Genomic DNA, 16,589 nt, shown 5'->3' with positions numbered 1-16,589 from the left:
CCGATGAGGCAGGCTGTTCTCGATGGCCAGCGATCGAACAGAACAGGATTACCGCGCCCGCGTGGCTCGCGCGGTCGCAGCCATCATTGCCAATCCGATGGCCGACCTGCATCTCGATGACCTGGCACGCCTCGCACATTTCTCACCGTTCCATTTTCACCGCGTCTACGCCGGCGTGGTGGGCGAGACCGTGGCCGCCACGCTCCGTCGCGTCCGGCTGGCTCTCGCGACACGCCTCCTGACCGGGTCCGATGAAAGCATCACGCAAATCGCACTGACTGTCGGCTATGACAGCCCGCAAGCCTTCACCCGCGCCTTTCATCAGTTCACCGGGCAGTCGCCGCGTGCATTCCGGCAGCAGATGAGGCGCACGATCCTCACTATCGACGGGGCGGTCGACAGTGATGGCGACGATGCAGCCACACCGACTGTCGAGATCGTCGAACGACCGGCACAGCGATTACATGCGCTGCGGCATACGGGATCGTTCGCGACCATTCCTCACACGCACCGGCAACTGCGCCTGCGCGCCGGCACGCGAGCCATCTCGGAGAAATGGGGCGCCTCCTTCGGCAATCCCCAATACACCGACCGCTTCAGATACTATGCCGCCGTCGCCTCGCCCGATGCTTGGCCAGAGGGTTCCGACGTCGAAACGCTCGAGATTCCTGGGGGCCGCTATGCCGTGCAGCGGCTGGTGGGTCCGTACACCCGTATCAACGCCGCCGCGCAGGCTCTTTACAGGAGATGGATGCCGGGCAGCGGCTACGAGCCGGATGATCGGCCCACGCTGGAGCACTATCTCGATACGTCGTCGCGCGGCATAGCGCCCGCCGCCCTGCGCACCGACCTGTTCATCCCGATCCGCAGTGCGAGCCCGCCATGAACCTTCGCCGTCTTGTCTGCTGCATCGCCTGTTGCCTTGCAGCCTCGCTGACGCAGGCCGCTGGGCTCAAGTCCGTCGACATTCCCGCCGAGGGGGCGCTCCAGCCGCTCAAGGGCGCGGTCTGGTACCCATGCAATCAGCCGCCGAGCGAGGCGCGGATCGGCCCCTTCGTCATGTCCGTCAGCATGAATTGCCCGCTCGCTGGCGAGAAACGCCCGCTCATCGTGGTCTCGCATGGCAGGACCGGCAGCTTCCTCGGACATCGCGACACGGCCGAGGTTCTGGCCGATGCCGGCTTCATCGTCGTCGCGATCAATCACCCCGGCGATACCAGCCTGGACCAGAGCCGTACGCGCGAGTTCTCGGTCTTCGTCGAGCGGCCGGCCGACATCAAGCGCGTGGTCGATTACATGCTCGGCTCATGGCCCGATGCAGCCAGGATCGATGCCGGGCGCGTCGGGTTCTTCGGCTTCTCACGCGGCGGCTACACCGGGCTCGTCGCCGTCGGGGCCAATCCATATTTCGGCAAGCGCCTCAGGCTCTGCGACGGCAAGAGCGACCCGCTCTGCGAGCAAGTCCGCATGGGCACGCTTCCAGAGCTCAGCCATGATCCGCGCATCAAGGCGGCGGTCATCGCCGATCCGCTCAGCGTTTTCTTTACGCAGGAGAGCTTCAAGAATGTGCGGGTGCCGGTTCAGCTCTGGGGTTCCGAGCGCGGCGGCGACGGAGTGACCCCGGCCAGTGTCGCGGACATAGCAGGTTGGCTGCCGACGAAACCGGATTTCCGCGTCGTGCCCGGCTCCCAGCATTTTTCATTTCTGCCGCCCTGCCCAGCTGAGCTGGCCCAGTCGGCAGGCGAGCTCTGCAGCGATCAGCCCGGCTTCGACCGGGCCGCTTTCCACGCCGATTTCAACGCCAGCGTGCTCGCCTTCTTCAAGGCGCAGCTCGGCCAGCCGCCAGAGATCAAGTAGTCAGCGGCCGCCGCAACGATTGGCGAGCAGCACGCGATAATCGGCCAGCGACTGGTCCATCTGGCCGACATTCTCCTCGCGCTGCCGTCCGCTCTGGCAAGTGGCGAAGACGGAGCGTGCCTTTTGCATGAAGGCGACATGGTCGCGCCAGGCCGCGCATTGCGTCGCCTGGTCGGCCGTGGCGACCTGTTGCATGCGATATTGCCGCTGGCGCATCGCCGCCTCGTTCTGGAACAGGTCGCGCGTGCAGGTCGCCGGAACGGGACGCGGCTGTGCCAGCGCCAGAGTCGGAACCAGCGTCAGCAGGGCGGCAGCGACAGCACGAGCAATCATCCGAGGTTCAGCTCCTTGAAGAAGTCGTTGCCCTTGTCGTCGATGACGATGAAGGCCGGGAAATCCTCGACCTCGATCCGCCAGACCGCTTCCATGCCGAGCTCGGGATATTCGAGCACCTCGACCTTGCGGATGCAGTCCTGGGCGAGGCGTGCCGCCGGGCCGCCGATCGAGCCGAGATAGAAGCCGCCATGGCGCGCGCAGGCTTCCCTGACCTGCGCCGAGCGGTTGCCCTTGGCCAGCATCACCATCGAGCCGCCGAAGGACTGGAACTGGTCGACGAAGGAATCCATCCGGCCGGCCGTGGTCGGGCCGAAGGAGCCGGAGGCAAAGCCCTCCGGGGTCTTGGCCGGGCCGGCATAATAGACCGGGTGGTTCTTCAGGTAGTCCGGCATGCCCTGGCCGTTCTCCAGCCGCTCGCGGATCTTGGCATGGGCCGAGTCGCGCGCGACGATGATCGTTCCGGTCAGCGAGAGCCGGGTCTTTACTGGATATTGCGTCAATGTGGCGAGAATCTCGCTCATCGGCCGGTTGAGGTCGACCTTGACGACATCGCCGCCGAGCTTGGCCTCGTCGATCTCGGGCAGGTATTTCGACGGATCGGTCTCGAGCGCCTCGAGGAAGATGCCGTCCTTGGTGATCTTGCCCTTGGCCTGACGGTCGGCCGAGCAGGAGACGCCGAGCCCGATCGGCAGCGAGGCGCCGTGCCGCGGCAGGCGGATGACGCGCACGTCATGGCAGAAATACTTGCCGCCGAACTGGGCGCCGACGCCGAGCGCCTGCGTCAGCTTGTGGACCTCCTCCTCCATCTCGAGGTCGCGGAAGGCGTGACCGCTGGCTGAACCCTTGGTCGGCAGCGCGTCGAGATACTTGGTCGAGGCGAGCTTGACGGTTTTGAGGTTCTGCTCGGCCGAGGTGCCGCCGATGACGATGGCGAGGTGATAGGGCGGACAGGCAGCGGTGCCGAGCGTCAGGATCTTCTCCTTCAGGAACGCCATCATCCGGTCTTTGGTCAGGAGCGAGGGCGTCGCCTGGAAGAGGAAGGTCTTGTTGGCCGAGCCGCCGCCCTTGGCCACGAAGAGGAATTTGTAGGCGTCCTCACCCTCGGCATAGATGTCGATCTGCGCCGGCAGGTTGGTCGCGGTGTTCTTCTCCTCAAACATGGAAAGCGGCGCGACCTGGGAATAGCGCAGATTGCGCTTGAGATAGGCGTCGTAGACGCCCTCGCCGAGCGCCGCCTCGTCGTCGCCCTCGGTCCAGACCGTGCGGCCCTTCTTGCCCATGATGATCGCCGTGCCGGTATCCTGGCACATCGGCAGCACGCCGCCGGCGGCGATCCCTGCGTTCTTGAGCAGGTCGTAGGCGACGAAGCGGTCGTTCGAGGTCGCCTCCGGGTCGTCGAGGATCTTGGCGAGTTGGGCGAGGTGACCGGGCCGCAGCAGATGGTTGATGTCGATGAAGGCCTGCTCGGAGAGCTTCCGGATCGCCTCGCGCGAGACGCTCAGGACCTCGCGCCCAGCGACCGTCTCGACCGTGACACCGTCGCTGCCGAGCGAGCGATAGGGCGTCTTGTCCTCGCCGAGCGGGAAGAGATCGACATGGGTATAGGCCATCGGCGGCGCTCCGGCGGTTCACTGGCGCCGTGGGCGGCGCACCAAAACTTCGGCCGCGTCATAGCCGCTCGGGGCGAGGCCTCCAAGCCTAGACTGTCATCGTTCAAAGGAAGTGCCGCCGAAGCGGCCCGTCTTCAGGCCGCCTTGGCAGCAGTCTCCGCCAGGATGGCGTAGATGGCGGCCGGATCGTGCGCATGGCGCACCTGCTCCAGGACTGCCTGGTTGCGCAGCACACGGGCGACGCGGGCCAGCGCCTTGAGGTGATCGGCCCCCGCCCCTTCCGGAGCGATCAGCACGAAGACGATATCGACCGGCTGACCGTCCAGCGCCTCGAAGTCGATCGGCTTATCGGCGCGGCCGAACAGGCCGACGAGCCGGTCGATGCCGGCCATCCGGCCATGCGGAATCGCGATGCCGTCGCCGATCCCGGTCGAGCCGAGGCGCTCGCGCTGGAGCAGGGCTTCGAAGAGCTCGCGCTCGGGCAGGCCGGTCAGCAGGGCAGCGTGCTGCGCCAGTTCCTGCAGAGCCTGTTTCTTGCTGTTGGCACGCAACGGTGAGATCACCGCGTCGGGTCGGAGAAGATCGGTCAGCGTCATAGGCCAATCCATGCATGTCCCGTGCCGGAAAGCAGGCGCCACCGGCATCCCGGCCGGCGCCCGAACTCCATCAGCGGCGGGACTTCAAGAAAGAGAAGCCGGCGGATCGATCCAGCCGATATTACCGTCACGGCGGCGGTATACGACGTTCATGCGGCCATTGCCAGCATGGCGGAAGATAACCACAGGCGCACCGGTCAGGTCGAGCTCGGCGACCGCGTCGCCAACCGTCATCTGGTGCAGGGATTTGGTCGATTCCGCCACGATCACCGGATTCTCGCCGGCATGATCAGCTTCGTGCTCCTCGATATCCTCATCGGGGGCAGCGATCACATAGCTGGGGATTTCCAGCCCGGGCTCGCGCCCGTTGGCAGCAGCAGCGCGATCTTTCAGTCTTCGCTTATAGCGACGCAGCCGCTTCTCGATGCGCTCGGCCATCTTGTCGAGGCTGGCATAGGGATCGTGCGCGGTGGCGGAGGCTTCGAGCGTGATACCGGAGGAGAGATGCAGGACACCATCGGTCTTGAAGGCGGTGCCGTCCTTGCCGACGGTGACGTGGCCCTGGTAGCCGCCCTCATAGTACTTGCCCAACGCCGCGGCGACCCTGGCTTCGGCCTGGCCACGCAGGGCCTCGCCGACATCGAGATTCTTGCCGGAGATTCGCAAGCTCATGGAGTGCTTCCCCTTCTTGTCGCCATGGTCAGTAGCCGACCATCCTAAGGAGGTAAGGACGGGCCCCCGAGGTTGTCAATGCATCGACAGGGGGAGCTGCACAGACGGCATGACCCGCGAGGCGTGTCTTGCGGCAGCTGCCGCAGCGTGATGCCAACCAGGCCGGGCGGCGGCGAGCGCCGGAGGGCTCAGCGTATGGCGAGCGCCATCGCCGCCTTTTCGCGACGCCGCTCCATCGAGGATGGAATGCGCAGCGATTCCCGATACTTCGCCACGGTGCGGCGGGCGATGTCGATGCCGTTGCCCTTCAACTTGACGACGATGGCGTCATCGGAGAGCACATCGCCCGGCGCCTCCTCGTCGATCATCTGCTTGATGCGGTGGCGCACGGCCTCGGCCGAATGTGCCTCGCCATAGCCGGTTGCGGCGATCGCGGCGGAAAAGAAGTACTTCATCTCGAAGACGCCGCGTGAGCAGGCGAGATATTTGTTCGAGGTGACGCGTGAGACGGTCGATTCATGCATGCCGATCGCATCGGCGACCGTCTTCAGGTTGAGCGGGCGCAAATGCTCGACGCCATGGGCGAAGAAGCCGTCCTGCTGACGCACGATCTCGCTGGCGACCTTCAGGATGGTGCGGGCGCGCTGCTCGAGCGAGCGGGTCAGCCAGTTCGCCGTCTGCAGGCATTCGGCGATGAACGCCTTCTCCACATCGCTCCGCACCGCCTTCGAGACGCGGGCGTGATAGGTCTGGTTGACCAGCACGCGCGGCAGCGTGTCGGGGTTGAGGTCGACCAGCCAGGAGCCGTCCGGCGCGGCGCGGATGAAGACGTCCGGCACCACCGTCTCCGCCGCCGAGCCGCCGAAGGCGCGCCCAGGCTTGGGATCCAGCCGCCTGATCTCGGCGACCATGTCGGCGATGTCCTCGTCGTCGACGCCGCAGATCCGCTTGAGGGCGGCGAAGTCACGCTTGGCGAGGAGTGGCAGGTTGGCAAGCAGGGCCTGCATCGCCGGGTCGTAGCGGTTGCGCTCACGCAGCTGGATCGCCAGGCACTCGCTGACATCGCGGGCGGCGACACCGCTCGGGTCGAAGCCCTGCACGACGGCGAGCACCGCCTCGACCCTGGAGAGGGCGACGCCGAGGCGCTGGGCGATATCGGCCAGAGGCTCGCTCAGATAGCCGGAATCGTCGACGCCATCGATGATGTGATGGCCGATCAATCGCTCCGCCGGCGCGGTCATGGCCAGGTCGAGCTGGGCGCTGAGATGATCGTGCAGCGAGAGCTCGCCGGTCAGGCTGCTCTCGAAACCGTCCGGCCCCTCGTCGAAGGAGCCGCCGGAGCCACCATAGGCCCCGCCGATGATCGGCAGGCTGTCGGCCCCTTGTGTCTCCAGCCGCGCCGCCTGCGGCTGCTCATTCTGGAAGACATTGTCGAGCCCGGTGCCGAGTCTGCCCTCCATGCCTTCCTGGGTGTTGAGGCTCTCGGCGCGAGCATAGGTTTCTGCGTCAACGGCGAGCGGGCTTTCACCCGCACCGTTCAGTGAACCCGGCTCCGGAGTCTCGTCACTGCGCTCGAGCAGTGGATTGCGCTCAAGCTCGCCCTCGACGAAGCTCTGCAGTTCGAGATGCGAGAGCTGGAGCAGCTTGATCGCCTGCAGCAATTGCGGCGTCATCACCAGGGACTGGCCCTGGCGCAGCTCCATGCGTGGCATCATCGCCATCGCGATCCCGACTCCTCAGTCTGCGGCAATTCGGCACGGTTCTTGCCTGTCCGTCAGACTAGCCGGCGGCCGCAGCGGCGTCAAAGCCCTTCGGGGGCTTTCGCCTCGGGAAGTTAATGCGCCGCAACATCGGCCGGCGGAGCGCCCGCCGATTCCGCTCAGAGGCGGAAGTCCTCGCCGAGATAGACGCGGCGGACATCGGCGTTGGCGATGATCTCGGCCGGCGAGCCTTCTGTCAGCACTCGGCCGGAATGAATGATGTAGGCGCGGTCGACCAGGCCCAGCGTCTCGCGGACATTGTGGTCGGTGATCAGCACGCCGATGCCGCGATCAGTCAACTGCCGAACCAGCTCCTGGATGTCGCCGACCGCGATCGGGTCGATGCCGGCGAAGGGCTCGTCGAGCAGGATGAAGGAGGGGCGGCCGGCGAGCGCGCGGGCGATCTCGCAGCGCCGCCGCTCGCCGCCCGAGAGTGCGATCGAAGGCGCCTTGCGCAGGCGGGCGATGTTGAACTCGTCGAGCAGCTTGTCGAGCTCGCGCTCGCGCTTCTTGCGATTCGGCTCGACCACTTCCAGCACGGCCCGGATATTGTCTTCGACCGAGAGGCCGCGGAAGATCGAGGCTTCCTGCGGCAGGTAGCCGATGCCAAGCCGGGCGCGCTGGTACATCGGCAGGTTGGTGATGTCGTTCCCTTCGAGGGAGATCACGCCCATGTCGGCGCTGACCAGGCCGGTGATCATGTAGAAGATCGTGGTCTTGCCGGCGCCGTTCGGTCCCAGCAGGCCGACCGCCTCGCCGTTGCGGACATAGAGCGAGGCCTCGCTCACGACATTGCGGGCGCCGTAGGTCTTGCGCAGACCGCTGACGGCCAGGATGCCGCTGCCGCCGACGGCGCTGGCGATGGGACCCTGCGCGTCGTCTTCAGCCGCGGGCTTGTCCTTGCCGTTTTTCTTGCCTTTGCCGAAGAGCCTGGCGAACACGCCAGCGCGCGCCTCCGGCGCCTTGGCCGGTCGCGTCGCACTGGGCTGCGCCGGCTGGGCAGCCTCGGGAGGAGGAGAAAGAGATACCGTCACAGGAGAAGGCGCGAGCTGCTGGCGTTCGACATGGGTCCGCTCTGGTATGTCAGGCGCGCCGAACTGGCAACGCCTTCCGGCGGCCGCCCCAGCCGCCGGAGAATTCAGTTGGTCGGTGCAGCGGCCGGCTTGGCCCCCGCCTTGTTGTCCTTGCCGTCCTTGCCGGCTTCGCCCGAATTCGGCACGAAGAAGCCCTGGACACGTCCCTTCGAGGTCACGTTGGCGACGCCGGTCTGCGTATCATAGACGAGCTGGTCGCCCCGGGTGATGTTCGGACCGTCGTTCAAAGCAACGTTGCCTGTCATGATCACTTTGTTGTTGGCACGGTCGAAGACGGCGTTGTCCGAGGTCGCGGCCTGGGTCTTCGAGACGACGGTGACCGGTCCGGTGCATTCGATGCGCTTGATTGCGCCGTCATTGCTCTGACCCTGACCTTGCGCGGCAGGTTGGGCCGGCTTCGGCGTGCCGCCCTGGCCACGACCCTCATAGAATACCGTCATCACCGAGCAGCGCACGGTGGTCTCGCCCTGCACGGCAACGACATTGCCGGAAAAGACCGCCTTGTTGTCCTTGTCGAGCACATCGAGCTTGTTGGCGTCGATCTTGATCGGCTCCTTGCTGTCGCCGCCCATGCCGCCGAAAGGCGAGCCCGGGGCGCCGCCACGCGGCTTGGCCGGCTTGGCCGGTGCAGCGCTCGCAGCGGCGGGCGCAGCAGCCGGCGCCGCGTTGGATCGCGCGGGCTGTTGCTGGGCCAGCGCGGCGACGGACAGGACCGGCGCAATCAGGGCAGCGAGAGCGAGAACGAAGGATTTCATCGGTGACCTGTGGTTGACCTGCATGGCTCGGTGCGATGATCTCACGGCTTGCCGGCGGAACGAAGGGCTTCGAGGTTGGGTGTGCTGCCTTCGCGCTCCGGTCCTGCGAGGCTGCGCGCCGGCGCGTTCTCGATCAGGACATGCACGCGCCCCTCGAAGGTGATCAGCGCGCCATTGTCCTTCACGTCGAGCGTGTCGGCGTCGACCGTGGTGGTGCCGAGATTGACCTTGACCGGCTCGCGCGAATTGACGGTTCCGCCCTTGAAGTCGACATCGGCCGTGCGCATGCGGATATCATAGCCCGACTCGGTGCGGATCTTCACATCGTCGACCAGCTTCAGCTTTTCCTTCTGCTGGTCGAAATGGCCGCTCTGGGCGTTGATGTTGATCCAGCCCTCGTTCTTCATCAGCACGCGGGCCGTCATCTTGACCAATTCGATCTGCGTCGGATTGCGCACATCCTGCAGGGCCGAATCGGCCGTGACCTCATAAGGACTGTTGTCCTTGCGATAGCCGGCGAGCTTCGGCGCCTCCATCACGACCTTGCCGCCCGACAGGCTGACCCCGCCCAGCGAGAAGTTACCGGCCTGACGCAGCGGGTTGAGGAAGGGGACGATAATCAGGCCCACCACAGCGAGCGCGGCTCCAACCGGAATCAGCCGCCGCAGCAGGCGCACGAGCACGGAATGCCGGCGCGCCGCCTGGAAGGCGCTCTGCCGCAGTTGCGCCCGAATCGCCGACGGGCTCCGTGTCTCAGAGGTGATCGCCAAGGTCATGCCCGCCCATTGCCAGCCGCCAGCGGCTTTTTCATGTCGAACCGGCGCACTCCAGTGGGGCGCACAGCCGGTTCGACAGCCGCTCGGCGAATAGCTTTAGTTCAAATAACTCAACTTTACGTATGTGCGAAGATGTCGACCTCGGGCCAGCCGGCAAGGTCGAGCTCGGCGCGCGTCGGCAGGAAGTCGAAGCAGGCCTTGGCGAGATGCGCGCGCCCCTCGCGCTCCAGCATCACGTCGAGCTTAGTCTTCAGCGCATGCAGGTGCAGCACGTCGGCCGCGGCATAGCCGAGCTGCGCTTCGGTCAACGTGTCGGCACCCCAATCGGAGGATTGCTGCTGCTTCGACAAATCGACGCCGAGCAGCTCCCGGACCAGATCCTTCAGCCCGTGACGATCAGTATAGGTGCGCACCAGCTTGGAGGCGATCTTGGTGCAATAGACCGGCGCCGTGACGACCCCGAACGCCTTTTCCAACGCGGCGATGTCGAAGCGGGCGAAGTGAAAGAGCTTCAGCACGCCGGGATCGGCGAGGACGCGGCAGAGATTGGCCGGCGCCGGCGCGTCCTTGGGAATCTGCACGACATCGGCGGTGCCGTCGCCGCGCGAGAGCTGCACCACGCAGAGCCGGTCGCGCTGCGGGTTGAGGCCCAGAGTCTCGGTGTCGATCGCCAGGATCGGCCCCGGCTGGAACCCATCAGGCAGATCGCCGCGATGCAGACGAATGGTCATTCTGGAAACCTCGCTCGGCGGCACAGCCTGCCGCCCGGACATTTTTTCGCCTGCCGGTCGACCGAACGGCCTTTCCGAAATCCAACTGGCCTTCCGCAGCTAGCGGCGCGCCCGGCCGCATTCAAGCATTTTCTCTGGCAATACAACCGGTTCGCGGGCGTTAACCTTTTATTAGGCATATGCTTCATTCCAGCACCTGCGCGTGCAAAGATGCGGAATCGGAGCCTGATGCATGTCCGCAATCCGCCTCTTCACCGATCTCAACGGCCGCATCGGCCTGCGCCAGTTCTGGCTCGGCAGCATTGCGCTCGCGCTCTGTCTGCTGGCGATCCAGTGGGCCGCGCCGCAACTGACGGACAAATTCACCGCGGCGAAGATCATTGCCTTCGCCAACGCCTTCGCCCTGTTTCCCTGGGCTGCGCTGGCCGCCAAACGCGCCACCGACCGAGGCGGCTCGGCGCTTTTCGGCATCCTGCTGATCTGCGCCATCGTCCTGCCGCGGGAATTGCAGCCATTGCTGGGCTACGCTTGGGCGCCCTCGCTGGTCGCGATCTCGACGATGGCCTGGCTGGTCGCGCTGGTCGATCTCGGCCTGATGCCAGGCGTCGATCCCGATGTGGCGCTTGCCGAGCAAGAAGGGGCTGCTAAACGGGCATCATGAGCCCGAATGCGCCCGCCCTCCTCGACTTCGATCCTGCCGACCCGATCGCCCTTACTCAGGCGTTGGTACGCTGCCCTTCGGTGACCCCGGCAGAGGGCGGCGCGGTCGCACTGCTCGGCGCCGTGCTAGGCGCCGAGGGCTTCAGCGTCGAGCGCCCGATCTTCTCCGAGCCCGGCATGCCGGACATCGAGAACCTCTATGCCCGCATCGGCAGCGAGGGACCGGTCCTCGTCATCGCCGGCCATACCGATGTCGTCCCGCCCGGCGATCTCGCTGCCTGGACGCGTGATCCTTTCGCAGCCAAAATCGTCGACGGCGTGCTCTACGGCCGCGGCGCCTGCGACATGAAGGGCGGGCTCGCAGCCATGGTTGCTGCCGCCGTTCGCTATCGCCGCGAGAACCCGGATGCGCCGGGCTCGATCGCCTTCCTCGTCACCGGCGACGAGGAAGGGCCGGCCGTCAACGGCACGGTCAAGCTGCTGGCCTGGGCCGATCAGCGCGGCGAACGCTTCGACCATTGCCTGCTCGGCGAGCCGACCAATCCGGCGACGATGAGCGACATGATCAAGATCGGTCGGCGCGGCTCGCTGACCGGCAAGCTCAGCGTCCAGGGCGTGCAGGGTCATGTCGGTTATCCGCATCTGGCCCAGAACCCGATCCGCGGCATGGTCAGGCTGCTGGCCGGGCTCGAGACGACGCCGCTCGATGCCGGCACCGAGCATTTCGACCCGAGCAATCTCGAGGTGACGACGCTCGACGTCGGCAATCCCGCGACGAACGTCATCCCGGCGCAGGCCAGGGCCGTGTTCAACATCCGCTTCAACGACCTCTGGACTCCGGAGACACTGGCCGCGGAGATCGAGCGCCGCCTGCGCGAGGCGGCGGGCAATGCCGTGCGCTACGAAATCGCCTTCGAGCCGACCAATGCCGTCGCCTTCCTGACCCAACCGGGGCCATTCGTCGCCATGGTCGCGGATGCAGTCGAAGCTGAAACCGGCAGGCGTCCTGCCCTGTCGACGACCGGCGGGACCTCCGACGCCCGCTTCATCAAGAACTACTGCTCGGTGGTCGAATATGGCGTCGTCGGCCAGACCATGCATCAGATCGACGAGCGGGTCGCCACGGCCGATCTCACGACGCTGGAGCGGATCACGCATCGTTTACTGACGGATTATTTTGCCGCGGCGTCGCACGCTTGACGGAACCAGCCCTGACGCCCACAGTTTAGACGAAAGTCTAATATCGTGACGTCCGGAGGGTTGGGCCATGAGGCTTGCTGCCGACGATGTGACGCGATCGCTCGCCGCCTCCTGGCGCCTGCTGCGGGCCGACGCGAAAGCTCTACCTGATCTCGATTTCAGCCGCGACGGCTTCTGGCGCTCCTATCTCGCGCTGGTGCTCGTCGTGCCCTCGATGATCCCGGCACTGGCGGCCGAGCGCACGCTCGCCGGCCTCTCGAACAGCGGCGGGCTTTTCGACGCTCCAGGCCTCGTCGCCACCATCGTCACCGCCGAGATTCTGGCGATCCTCACAGTGCCAGCGCTGCTGGTCGGGCTCGTGCCGAACCTCGCGCACAATCCGCGCTTCACCGGCTTCATCATCGCCTGGAACTGGGCCGGCATCCTCTCGGCCGCGCTGATGGCAGTGCCCGCGACGGTGTTCGCGCTGGGCTGGTCCAATCCCGGTATCGCCGGCTTCCAGAGCCTCGCCTTCGCGGCGATCGTGCTGCGGCTGCGCTATTGCGTCGCCAGGGCAGCCTTCGGCGCCGAAAGCCGCGTCGCAGGGGCGATCGCCTGCGCCAGCCTGGTCGCCGATTATGCGGTGCTGAAAACCTTCGGGCTGGCCGGATTCTGATCCGGTCTCAGTAGTCGACCCCAGCGAGATAGAGCCCGGTGGGCGGCGCCAGCGCCGCGCATTGCGAGCGGTCCCGTGCTGCCAGCACCTTGCCGACCTTGTTCTCAGGCCAGCGCCCCATGCCGACCATCTTCAGGCAGCCGACCATGGAGCGGACCTGATGGTGCAGGAAGGAACGGGCATGGACATAGGCCACGATCTCGGCCCCCTCGCGCCGGCAATCGAACCGGTCGAGCGTGCGCATCGGGCTGTTCGCCTGGCATTCGGCAGCGCGGAAGGTGGTGAAGTCGTGATGGCCGGTCAGCGCCTTGGCGGCACGGTCCATCGCCTCGTGGTCGAGCTTGACCGGGACATGCCAGACGCGATTCGCATCGAGCGCTGCTTGAGCCCGCCGATCGAGGATGCGGTAGATGTAATAGCGGCGCGTCGCCGAAATGCGGGCGTCGAACGTATCCGGCACCGCCTCGGCGCTCAGCACCGCCACCGGCAGGCGCTTCAGCCTGGCATTGCTGGCGTCGCGCACGACATCGGTGCGCCAGTCCTTGTCGAGATCGACATGGGCGACCTGGTGGGTGGCATGGACGCCGGCATCGGTGCGGCCAGCGCAATGCAGGCGCACGGCATGGCCGCAGAAGGCCTCGATCGCCTCCTCGACACTCTGTTGCACCGACGGCCCGTTGAGCTGGCGCTGCCAGCCTGAGAAGGGCGTGCCGTCATATTCGATGACGAGCTTGTAGCGCGGCATCGCTACAACTTGGCGCCGGCCGAGAGCCGCGCACCGCGCAGGAACTCCTGGGCGCTCATTGGCCCCTTGCCCGCCCGTTGGACCTGGATCAGCTTCACCGCCCCGACGGCGCAGGCGACCGTGCCCTCATCATCGAGCAGCGTGCCGGGCTCGGCCGCACCGCCGGCGCGGGCGGTGCGCAGGAGTTTCAGCCGCTCCGGTCCCTTGCCGAGATCGACCTCGACGAAGGCGCCCGGGAAGGGCGAAAGGCCGCGCACGACATCATGGACCTGCTGCGCCGGCCGGTTCCAGCTCAGCTTCGCCTCGTCATTGCCGATCTTGCTGGCATAGGTGACACCCTCTTCGGGCTGCGGCGTGAAGCGCAGGCCGCCGCGGCCAAGAGCCGGGAGCGCCCGGACCATCAGATCGGCGCCGAGACCGGCCAGCCGGTCGTGCATTTCGCCGGCCGTGGCGTTGCCGTCGATCGCCAGCGTCTCGACCATGGCGACGGGGCCGGTATCGAGCCCCTCCTCCATCTTCATCACGCAGACGCCGGTCTCGGCATCGCCGGCCATGATCGCGCGCTGGATCGGCGCCGCGCCGCGCCAGCGCGGTAGCAGCGAGGCATGCAGGTTGAGGCAGCCGAGCTCCGGCACTTCCAGGATCGCCTTCGGCAGGATCAGGCCATAGGCGACGACGACGGCGACATCGGCCTGGTGCGAGGCCATGATCTCGGCGGCTTCGGCGGTCTTCAGCGTCTTCGGCGAGAACACCGGGATGCCGAAGCGCTCGGCCGTGACCTGGACCGGCGAGGGCCGCAGCTCCATGCCGCGCCCGGCCGGCGCCGGGGCGCGGGTATAGACGGAAACGACCTCGTGGCCCTGGCCGATGATCTCGGTCAGGGTAGGCACGGCGAAATCCGGCGTGCCCATGAAGATGACGCGCAAGCTCATGCGATGACGCTGTCCATAGCTATCGACCTGCCGTTCAGGCCGCGCTGTCCCGTTTCGCTGCCTTGGCGAAGCGCTTTGTCACGCGCTCCCGCTTCAGCCGCGACAGATAATCGATGAAGAGCACGCCGTTGAGATGATCGATCTCGTGCTGCAGGCAGGTGGCGAGCAGGCCGTCGGCCTCGATCTCCTGAGCGTTGCCGTCGAGATCGCGATAGCTGACCTTGACCCGTGCCGGCCGCTCGACCTCCTCGTAATATTCGGGGATCGAGAGGCAGCCCTCTTCATAGGTGTCGAGCTCTCTCGAACTCCAGGTCACCTCCGGGTTGATCAGGACCATCGGCTCGCGCCGCTGCTCCTCGCCTTCCTCGGCCTTCTTGGAGACGTCGAGGGTGACGAGGCGGACCGGCTCACCGATCTGGATCGCGGCGAGGCCGATTCCCGGCGCGTCGTACATCGTCTCGAGCATGTCTTCCGCCAGCTTGCGAATCTCGGGCGTGATGTCGCCGATCGGCGCCGAGACCTTGCGCAGCATCGAATCGGGCAGGATGACGAGGGGGCGGATAGCCATAGGGCGCTCTGAAACGATTGTCGGGAGTTGCGGCGACATAAGCTCTTGTGGGGAAGCGGTCAAACTGTTCCGCTTTCGTTCTAGAATTGCTACGCAAATCGTGTAGGCTTTCGGGATGAACCAGATCGCCTTTGTCCTGTTGGAGCGCCCGGTGAGCTGGGCCGAGGCCGCTTTCGGCTTCGCCGGGCTGACCCTTGCCTTGCTTCTGCTGGCGCTGCTCTCGTCCTGGCGCGGCTCGCGCCGGCGCGAGATGGAAGCGGCGATGGCAGCCGAGCGCGCCCGCGAGATGGACGACAAGGTCGCCGAGATGAACCGGCAGCAGGCCGAACTCAACGGCCGCCTGCAGACCATGGCCGAGATCCTCTCGACCCGGCAGGGCGACCTTGCCCGCATCATGGCCGACCGGATGGACGGGCTGCGCCAGCAGGTCGGCGCCGGGCTCGAGCAGAATGTCCGCCAGACCAATGAGAGCCTCGGCAAATTGCAGGAGCGGCTCGCCGTCATCGACAGCGCCCAGAAGAACCTGACCGAGCTCACCGGCGAGGTGGTGACACTGAAGGACGTGCTCGCCAACAAGCAGGCGCGCGGCGCCTATGGCCAGGGCCGGATGGAGGCGATCATCCGCGATGGGCTGCCCGCCGCGTTCTTTTCGTTCCAGCCGACGCTCTCGAGCGGCAAGCGGCCGGACTGCCTCGTCACCCTGCCGGGCGACGGGCGCGGCCTCGTCATTGATGCCAAGTTCCCGCTGGAGAGCTTCACCATGCTGCGCGAGGCGCGCGGCGACGAGGCGAAGAAGTAGGCCTCGGCGCGGGTGCGCGGCGATGTCGGCCAGCACATCAAGGACATCGCCGAGCGCTATTTCCTGCCGGGCGAGACGCAGGACATGGCCCTGCTCTTCGTGCCCTCGGAATCGATCTATGCCGACCTGCACGAGTATTTCGACGACGTGATCCAGAAGGCGCATCGTGCGCGGGTGATGATCGTCTCGCCCTCGCTGCTGGCGCTGGCGATCCAGCTGATGCAGTCGCTGGTGCGCGATGCCCGCATGCGCGAGGAGGCGCAGGTGATCCAGTCGGAGGTCGGCAAATTGCTCGACGACGTCCGCCGTCTCGGCGAGCGCGTCGACAAGCTCGACAACCATTTCCGCCAGGCGCAGGACGACGTCGCCCAGATCAAGACCTCGGCCGGCAAGGTCACCGGCCGGGCCGAGAGGATCGGCGCGCTCGAATTCGACGATGCCCGCCCGAACGAGCCGGCATTGCCATTCGCCAAAGAGGTGAAGCTGAAGGCGGCGGAGTAGGAAGGCTGAGGCGCCGGAGCCGCGACGCAAACCCTCTCCTGGAAGGAGAGGGTAGGGTGAGGTGTAGGCCGTTGGACCCGTTCCGCGAGCGCTGACCGCGCGGTTGGGTTGAGGCTCACGATTTCTCTCCCGAACACCTCTCCCCTGCCCCTCTCCTTCCAGGAGAGGGGTTCCCCGCGCTTCCCGCGCCCAAGCGTCATCCCCGCTCGCAGACTCATCCCGCGGGCGTTCGCATATGAGGGGCAGCGGAGCGCCGCGAGGCGCTGTTTGGTGATCCGCTTCCATTGAGCCAGGAAGCGGCGCGGATGGGTTGAGCCACCACCCGCACGCCCCGTGGCGCTC

17 protein-coding genes and 1 pseudogene are annotated in these 16,589 nt (G+C 66.3%); 6 read left to right on the top strand and 12 right to left on the bottom strand.

Annotated elements, in window-relative coordinates; translation table 11 throughout:
• The first annotated feature begins 22 nt into the window (after window positions 1-22).
• Both QO058_RS21500 and QO058_RS21495 read left to right on the top strand, forming a co-directional pair.
• The gene (locus QO058_RS21500) at window positions 23-886 is read left to right on the top strand and encodes an AraC family transcriptional regulator (RefSeq protein ID WP_284168275.1); all 864 of its coding nucleotides are present in this window, start codon (window positions 23-25) and stop codon (window positions 884-886) included.
• Window positions 883-1,857 carry an alpha/beta hydrolase family protein gene (locus QO058_RS21495; protein WP_284168274.1) on the top strand — a complete coding sequence of 325 codons (975 nt, stop codon included), beginning with the start codon at window positions 883-885 and terminating at the stop codon, window positions 1,855-1,857. The genes QO058_RS21500 and QO058_RS21495 overlap by 4 nt, the downstream gene beginning before the upstream one ends.
• Here the strand turns inward: QO058_RS21495 and QO058_RS21490 are convergent, their stop codons facing one another.
• The 9 genes from QO058_RS21490 to QO058_RS21450 all read right to left on the bottom strand — a co-directional run bounded on the left by QO058_RS21490 (window position 1,858) and on the right by QO058_RS21450 (window position 10,187).
• Entirely contained in the window at window positions 1,858-2,190 is a 333-nt protein-coding gene (locus tag QO058_RS21490) for a hypothetical protein (RefSeq protein WP_284168273.1), read from the bottom strand.
• Window positions 2,187-3,803 carry a fumarate hydratase gene (locus tag QO058_RS21485; protein ID WP_284168272.1) on the bottom strand — a complete coding sequence of 539 codons (1,617 nt, stop codon included), beginning with the start codon at window positions 3,801-3,803 and terminating at the stop codon, window positions 2,187-2,189. Before QO058_RS21485 ends, QO058_RS21490 begins: the two co-directional genes overlap by 4 nt.
• 134 nt (window positions 3,804-3,937) lie before the next feature.
• Window positions 3,938-4,399 carry a PTS IIA-like nitrogen regulatory protein PtsN gene (gene ptsN, locus QO058_RS21480; RefSeq protein ID WP_284168271.1) on the bottom strand — a complete coding sequence of 154 codons (462 nt, stop codon included), beginning with the start codon at window positions 4,397-4,399 and terminating at the stop codon, window positions 3,938-3,940.
• A gap of 84 nt (window positions 4,400-4,483) precedes the next feature.
• The gene (gene hpf / locus QO058_RS21475; protein WP_284168270.1) at window positions 4,484-5,071 is read right to left on the bottom strand and encodes a ribosome hibernation-promoting factor, HPF/YfiA family; all 588 of its coding nucleotides are present in this window, start codon (window positions 5,069-5,071) and stop codon (window positions 4,484-4,486) included.
• Window positions 5,072-5,259: 188 nt separating this feature from the next.
• Window positions 5,260-6,792 (bottom strand): RNA polymerase factor sigma-54, encoded by a 1,533-nt coding sequence (gene rpoN, locus QO058_RS21470; RefSeq protein ID WP_284168269.1) that lies wholly within the window; start codon window positions 6,790-6,792, stop codon window positions 5,260-5,262.
• Window positions 6,793-6,950: 158 nt separating this feature from the next.
• A complete protein-coding gene (lptB, locus tag QO058_RS21465) occupies window positions 6,951-7,772 on the bottom strand; it encodes an LPS export ABC transporter ATP-binding protein (protein WP_284168268.1) in 822 nt (273 codons plus the stop codon).
• Between the two features lie 197 nt (window positions 7,773-7,969).
• The gene (locus QO058_RS21460; RefSeq protein WP_284168267.1) at window positions 7,970-8,680 is read right to left on the bottom strand and encodes an LptA/OstA family protein; all 711 of its coding nucleotides are present in this window, start codon (window positions 8,678-8,680) and stop codon (window positions 7,970-7,972) included.
• 41 nt (window positions 8,681-8,721) lie between these two features.
• Window positions 8,722-9,450 (bottom strand): LPS export ABC transporter periplasmic protein LptC, encoded by a 729-nt coding sequence (gene lptC / locus QO058_RS21455; protein ID WP_284168266.1) that lies wholly within the window; start codon window positions 9,448-9,450, stop codon window positions 8,722-8,724.
• A 122-nt stretch (window positions 9,451-9,572) separates the two neighbouring features.
• Window positions 9,573-10,187, bottom strand: coding sequence for a ribonuclease D (locus QO058_RS21450; RefSeq protein ID WP_284168265.1), 615 nt, complete (start codon window positions 10,185-10,187; stop codon window positions 9,573-9,575).
• Between the two features lie 232 nt (window positions 10,188-10,419).
• On the opposite strand from QO058_RS21450, the gene QO058_RS21445 reads away from it, so the two are divergent.
• The 3 genes from QO058_RS21445 to QO058_RS21435 all read left to right on the top strand — a co-directional run bounded on the left by QO058_RS21445 (window position 10,420) and on the right by QO058_RS21435 (window position 12,702).
• Window positions 10,420-10,848 (top strand): DUF805 domain-containing protein, encoded by a 429-nt coding sequence (locus QO058_RS21445; protein ID WP_284168264.1) that lies wholly within the window; start codon window positions 10,420-10,422, stop codon window positions 10,846-10,848.
• Entirely contained in the window at window positions 10,845-12,047 is a 1,203-nt protein-coding gene (dapE, locus tag QO058_RS21440; RefSeq protein ID WP_284168263.1) for a succinyl-diaminopimelate desuccinylase, read from the top strand. The genes QO058_RS21445 and dapE overlap by 4 nt, the downstream gene beginning before the upstream one ends.
• A gap of 67 nt (window positions 12,048-12,114) precedes the next feature.
• Window positions 12,115-12,702 (top strand): hypothetical protein, encoded by a 588-nt coding sequence (locus QO058_RS21435; protein ID WP_284168262.1) that lies wholly within the window; start codon window positions 12,115-12,117, stop codon window positions 12,700-12,702.
• A gap of 7 nt (window positions 12,703-12,709) precedes the next feature.
• Here QO058_RS21435 and truA read toward each other — a convergent pair whose 3' ends face one another.
• From truA to def, 3 genes are read right to left on the bottom strand one after another with little or no spacing between them, the layout of a single operon-like run.
• A complete protein-coding gene (truA, locus tag QO058_RS21430) occupies window positions 12,710-13,447 on the bottom strand; it encodes a tRNA pseudouridine(38-40) synthase TruA (RefSeq protein WP_284168261.1) in 738 nt (245 codons plus the stop codon).
• 2 nt (window positions 13,448-13,449) lie between these two features.
• Complete coding sequence (fmt, locus tag QO058_RS21425) at window positions 13,450-14,379, bottom strand: methionyl-tRNA formyltransferase (protein WP_284168260.1); 930 nt, start codon at window positions 14,377-14,379, stop codon at window positions 13,450-13,452.
• A 34-nt stretch (window positions 14,380-14,413) separates the two neighbouring features.
• Window positions 14,414-14,947 (bottom strand): peptide deformylase, encoded by a 534-nt coding sequence (def, locus tag QO058_RS21420; protein WP_284168259.1) that lies wholly within the window; start codon window positions 14,945-14,947, stop codon window positions 14,414-14,416.
• A 115-nt stretch (window positions 14,948-15,062) separates the two neighbouring features.
• On the opposite strand from def, the pseudogene QO058_RS21415 reads away from it, so the two are divergent.
• A pseudogene (locus tag QO058_RS21415) lies at window positions 15,063-16,247 on the top strand (DNA recombination protein RmuC).
• The last annotated feature ends 342 nt before the right edge of the window (window positions 16,248-16,589 follow it).

This window comes from Bosea vestrisii (genome assembly GCF_030144325.1).
In the GTDB taxonomy this organism is placed as follows: Bacteria; Pseudomonadota; Alphaproteobacteria; order Rhizobiales; family Beijerinckiaceae; genus Allobosea; species Allobosea vestrisii_A.
The sequence above is the reverse complement of the archived record's forward strand: the minus strand, read 5'-3'. Positions and strand labels throughout refer to the sequence as shown.

Coding starts and splice junctions, on each gene's coding strand:
- QO058_RS21500 (WP_284168275.1), top strand. CDS start 23: ATGGCCAGCGATCGAACAGAACAGGATTACCGCGCCCGCGTGGCTCGC.
- QO058_RS21495 (WP_284168274.1), top strand. CDS start 883: ATGAACCTTCGCCGTCTTGTCTGCTGCATCGCCTGTTGCCTTGCAGCC.
- QO058_RS21490 (WP_284168273.1), bottom strand. CDS start 2,190: ATGATTGCTCGTGCTGTCGCTGCCGCCCTGCTGACGCTGGTTCCGACT.
- QO058_RS21485 (WP_284168272.1), bottom strand. CDS start 3,803: ATGGCCTATACCCATGTCGATCTCTTCCCGCTCGGCGAGGACAAGACG.
- ptsN (WP_284168271.1), bottom strand. CDS start 4,399: ATGACGCTGACCGATCTTCTCCGACCCGACGCGGTGATCTCACCGTTG.
- hpf (WP_284168270.1), bottom strand. CDS start 5,071: ATGAGCTTGCGAATCTCCGGCAAGAATCTCGATGTCGGCGAGGCCCTG.
- rpoN (WP_284168269.1), bottom strand. CDS start 6,792: ATGGCGATGATGCCACGCATGGAGCTGCGCCAGGGCCAGTCCCTGGTG.
- QO058_RS21460 (WP_284168267.1), bottom strand. CDS start 8,680: ATGAAATCCTTCGTTCTCGCTCTCGCTGCCCTGATTGCGCCGGTCCTG.
- QO058_RS21450 (WP_284168265.1), bottom strand. CDS start 10,187: ATGACCATTCGTCTGCATCGCGGCGATCTGCCTGATGGGTTCCAGCCG.
- QO058_RS21445 (WP_284168264.1), top strand. CDS start 10,420: ATGTCCGCAATCCGCCTCTTCACCGATCTCAACGGCCGCATCGGCCTG.
- dapE (WP_284168263.1), top strand. CDS start 10,845: ATGAGCCCGAATGCGCCCGCCCTCCTCGACTTCGATCCTGCCGACCCG.
- QO058_RS21435 (WP_284168262.1), top strand. CDS start 12,115: ATGAGGCTTGCTGCCGACGATGTGACGCGATCGCTCGCCGCCTCCTGG.
- truA (WP_284168261.1), bottom strand. CDS start 13,447: ATGCCGCGCTACAAGCTCGTCATCGAATATGACGGCACGCCCTTCTCA.
- fmt (WP_284168260.1), bottom strand. CDS start 14,379: ATGAGCTTGCGCGTCATCTTCATGGGCACGCCGGATTTCGCCGTGCCT.
- def (WP_284168259.1), bottom strand. CDS start 14,947: ATGGCTATCCGCCCCCTCGTCATCCTGCCCGATTCGATGCTGCGCAAG.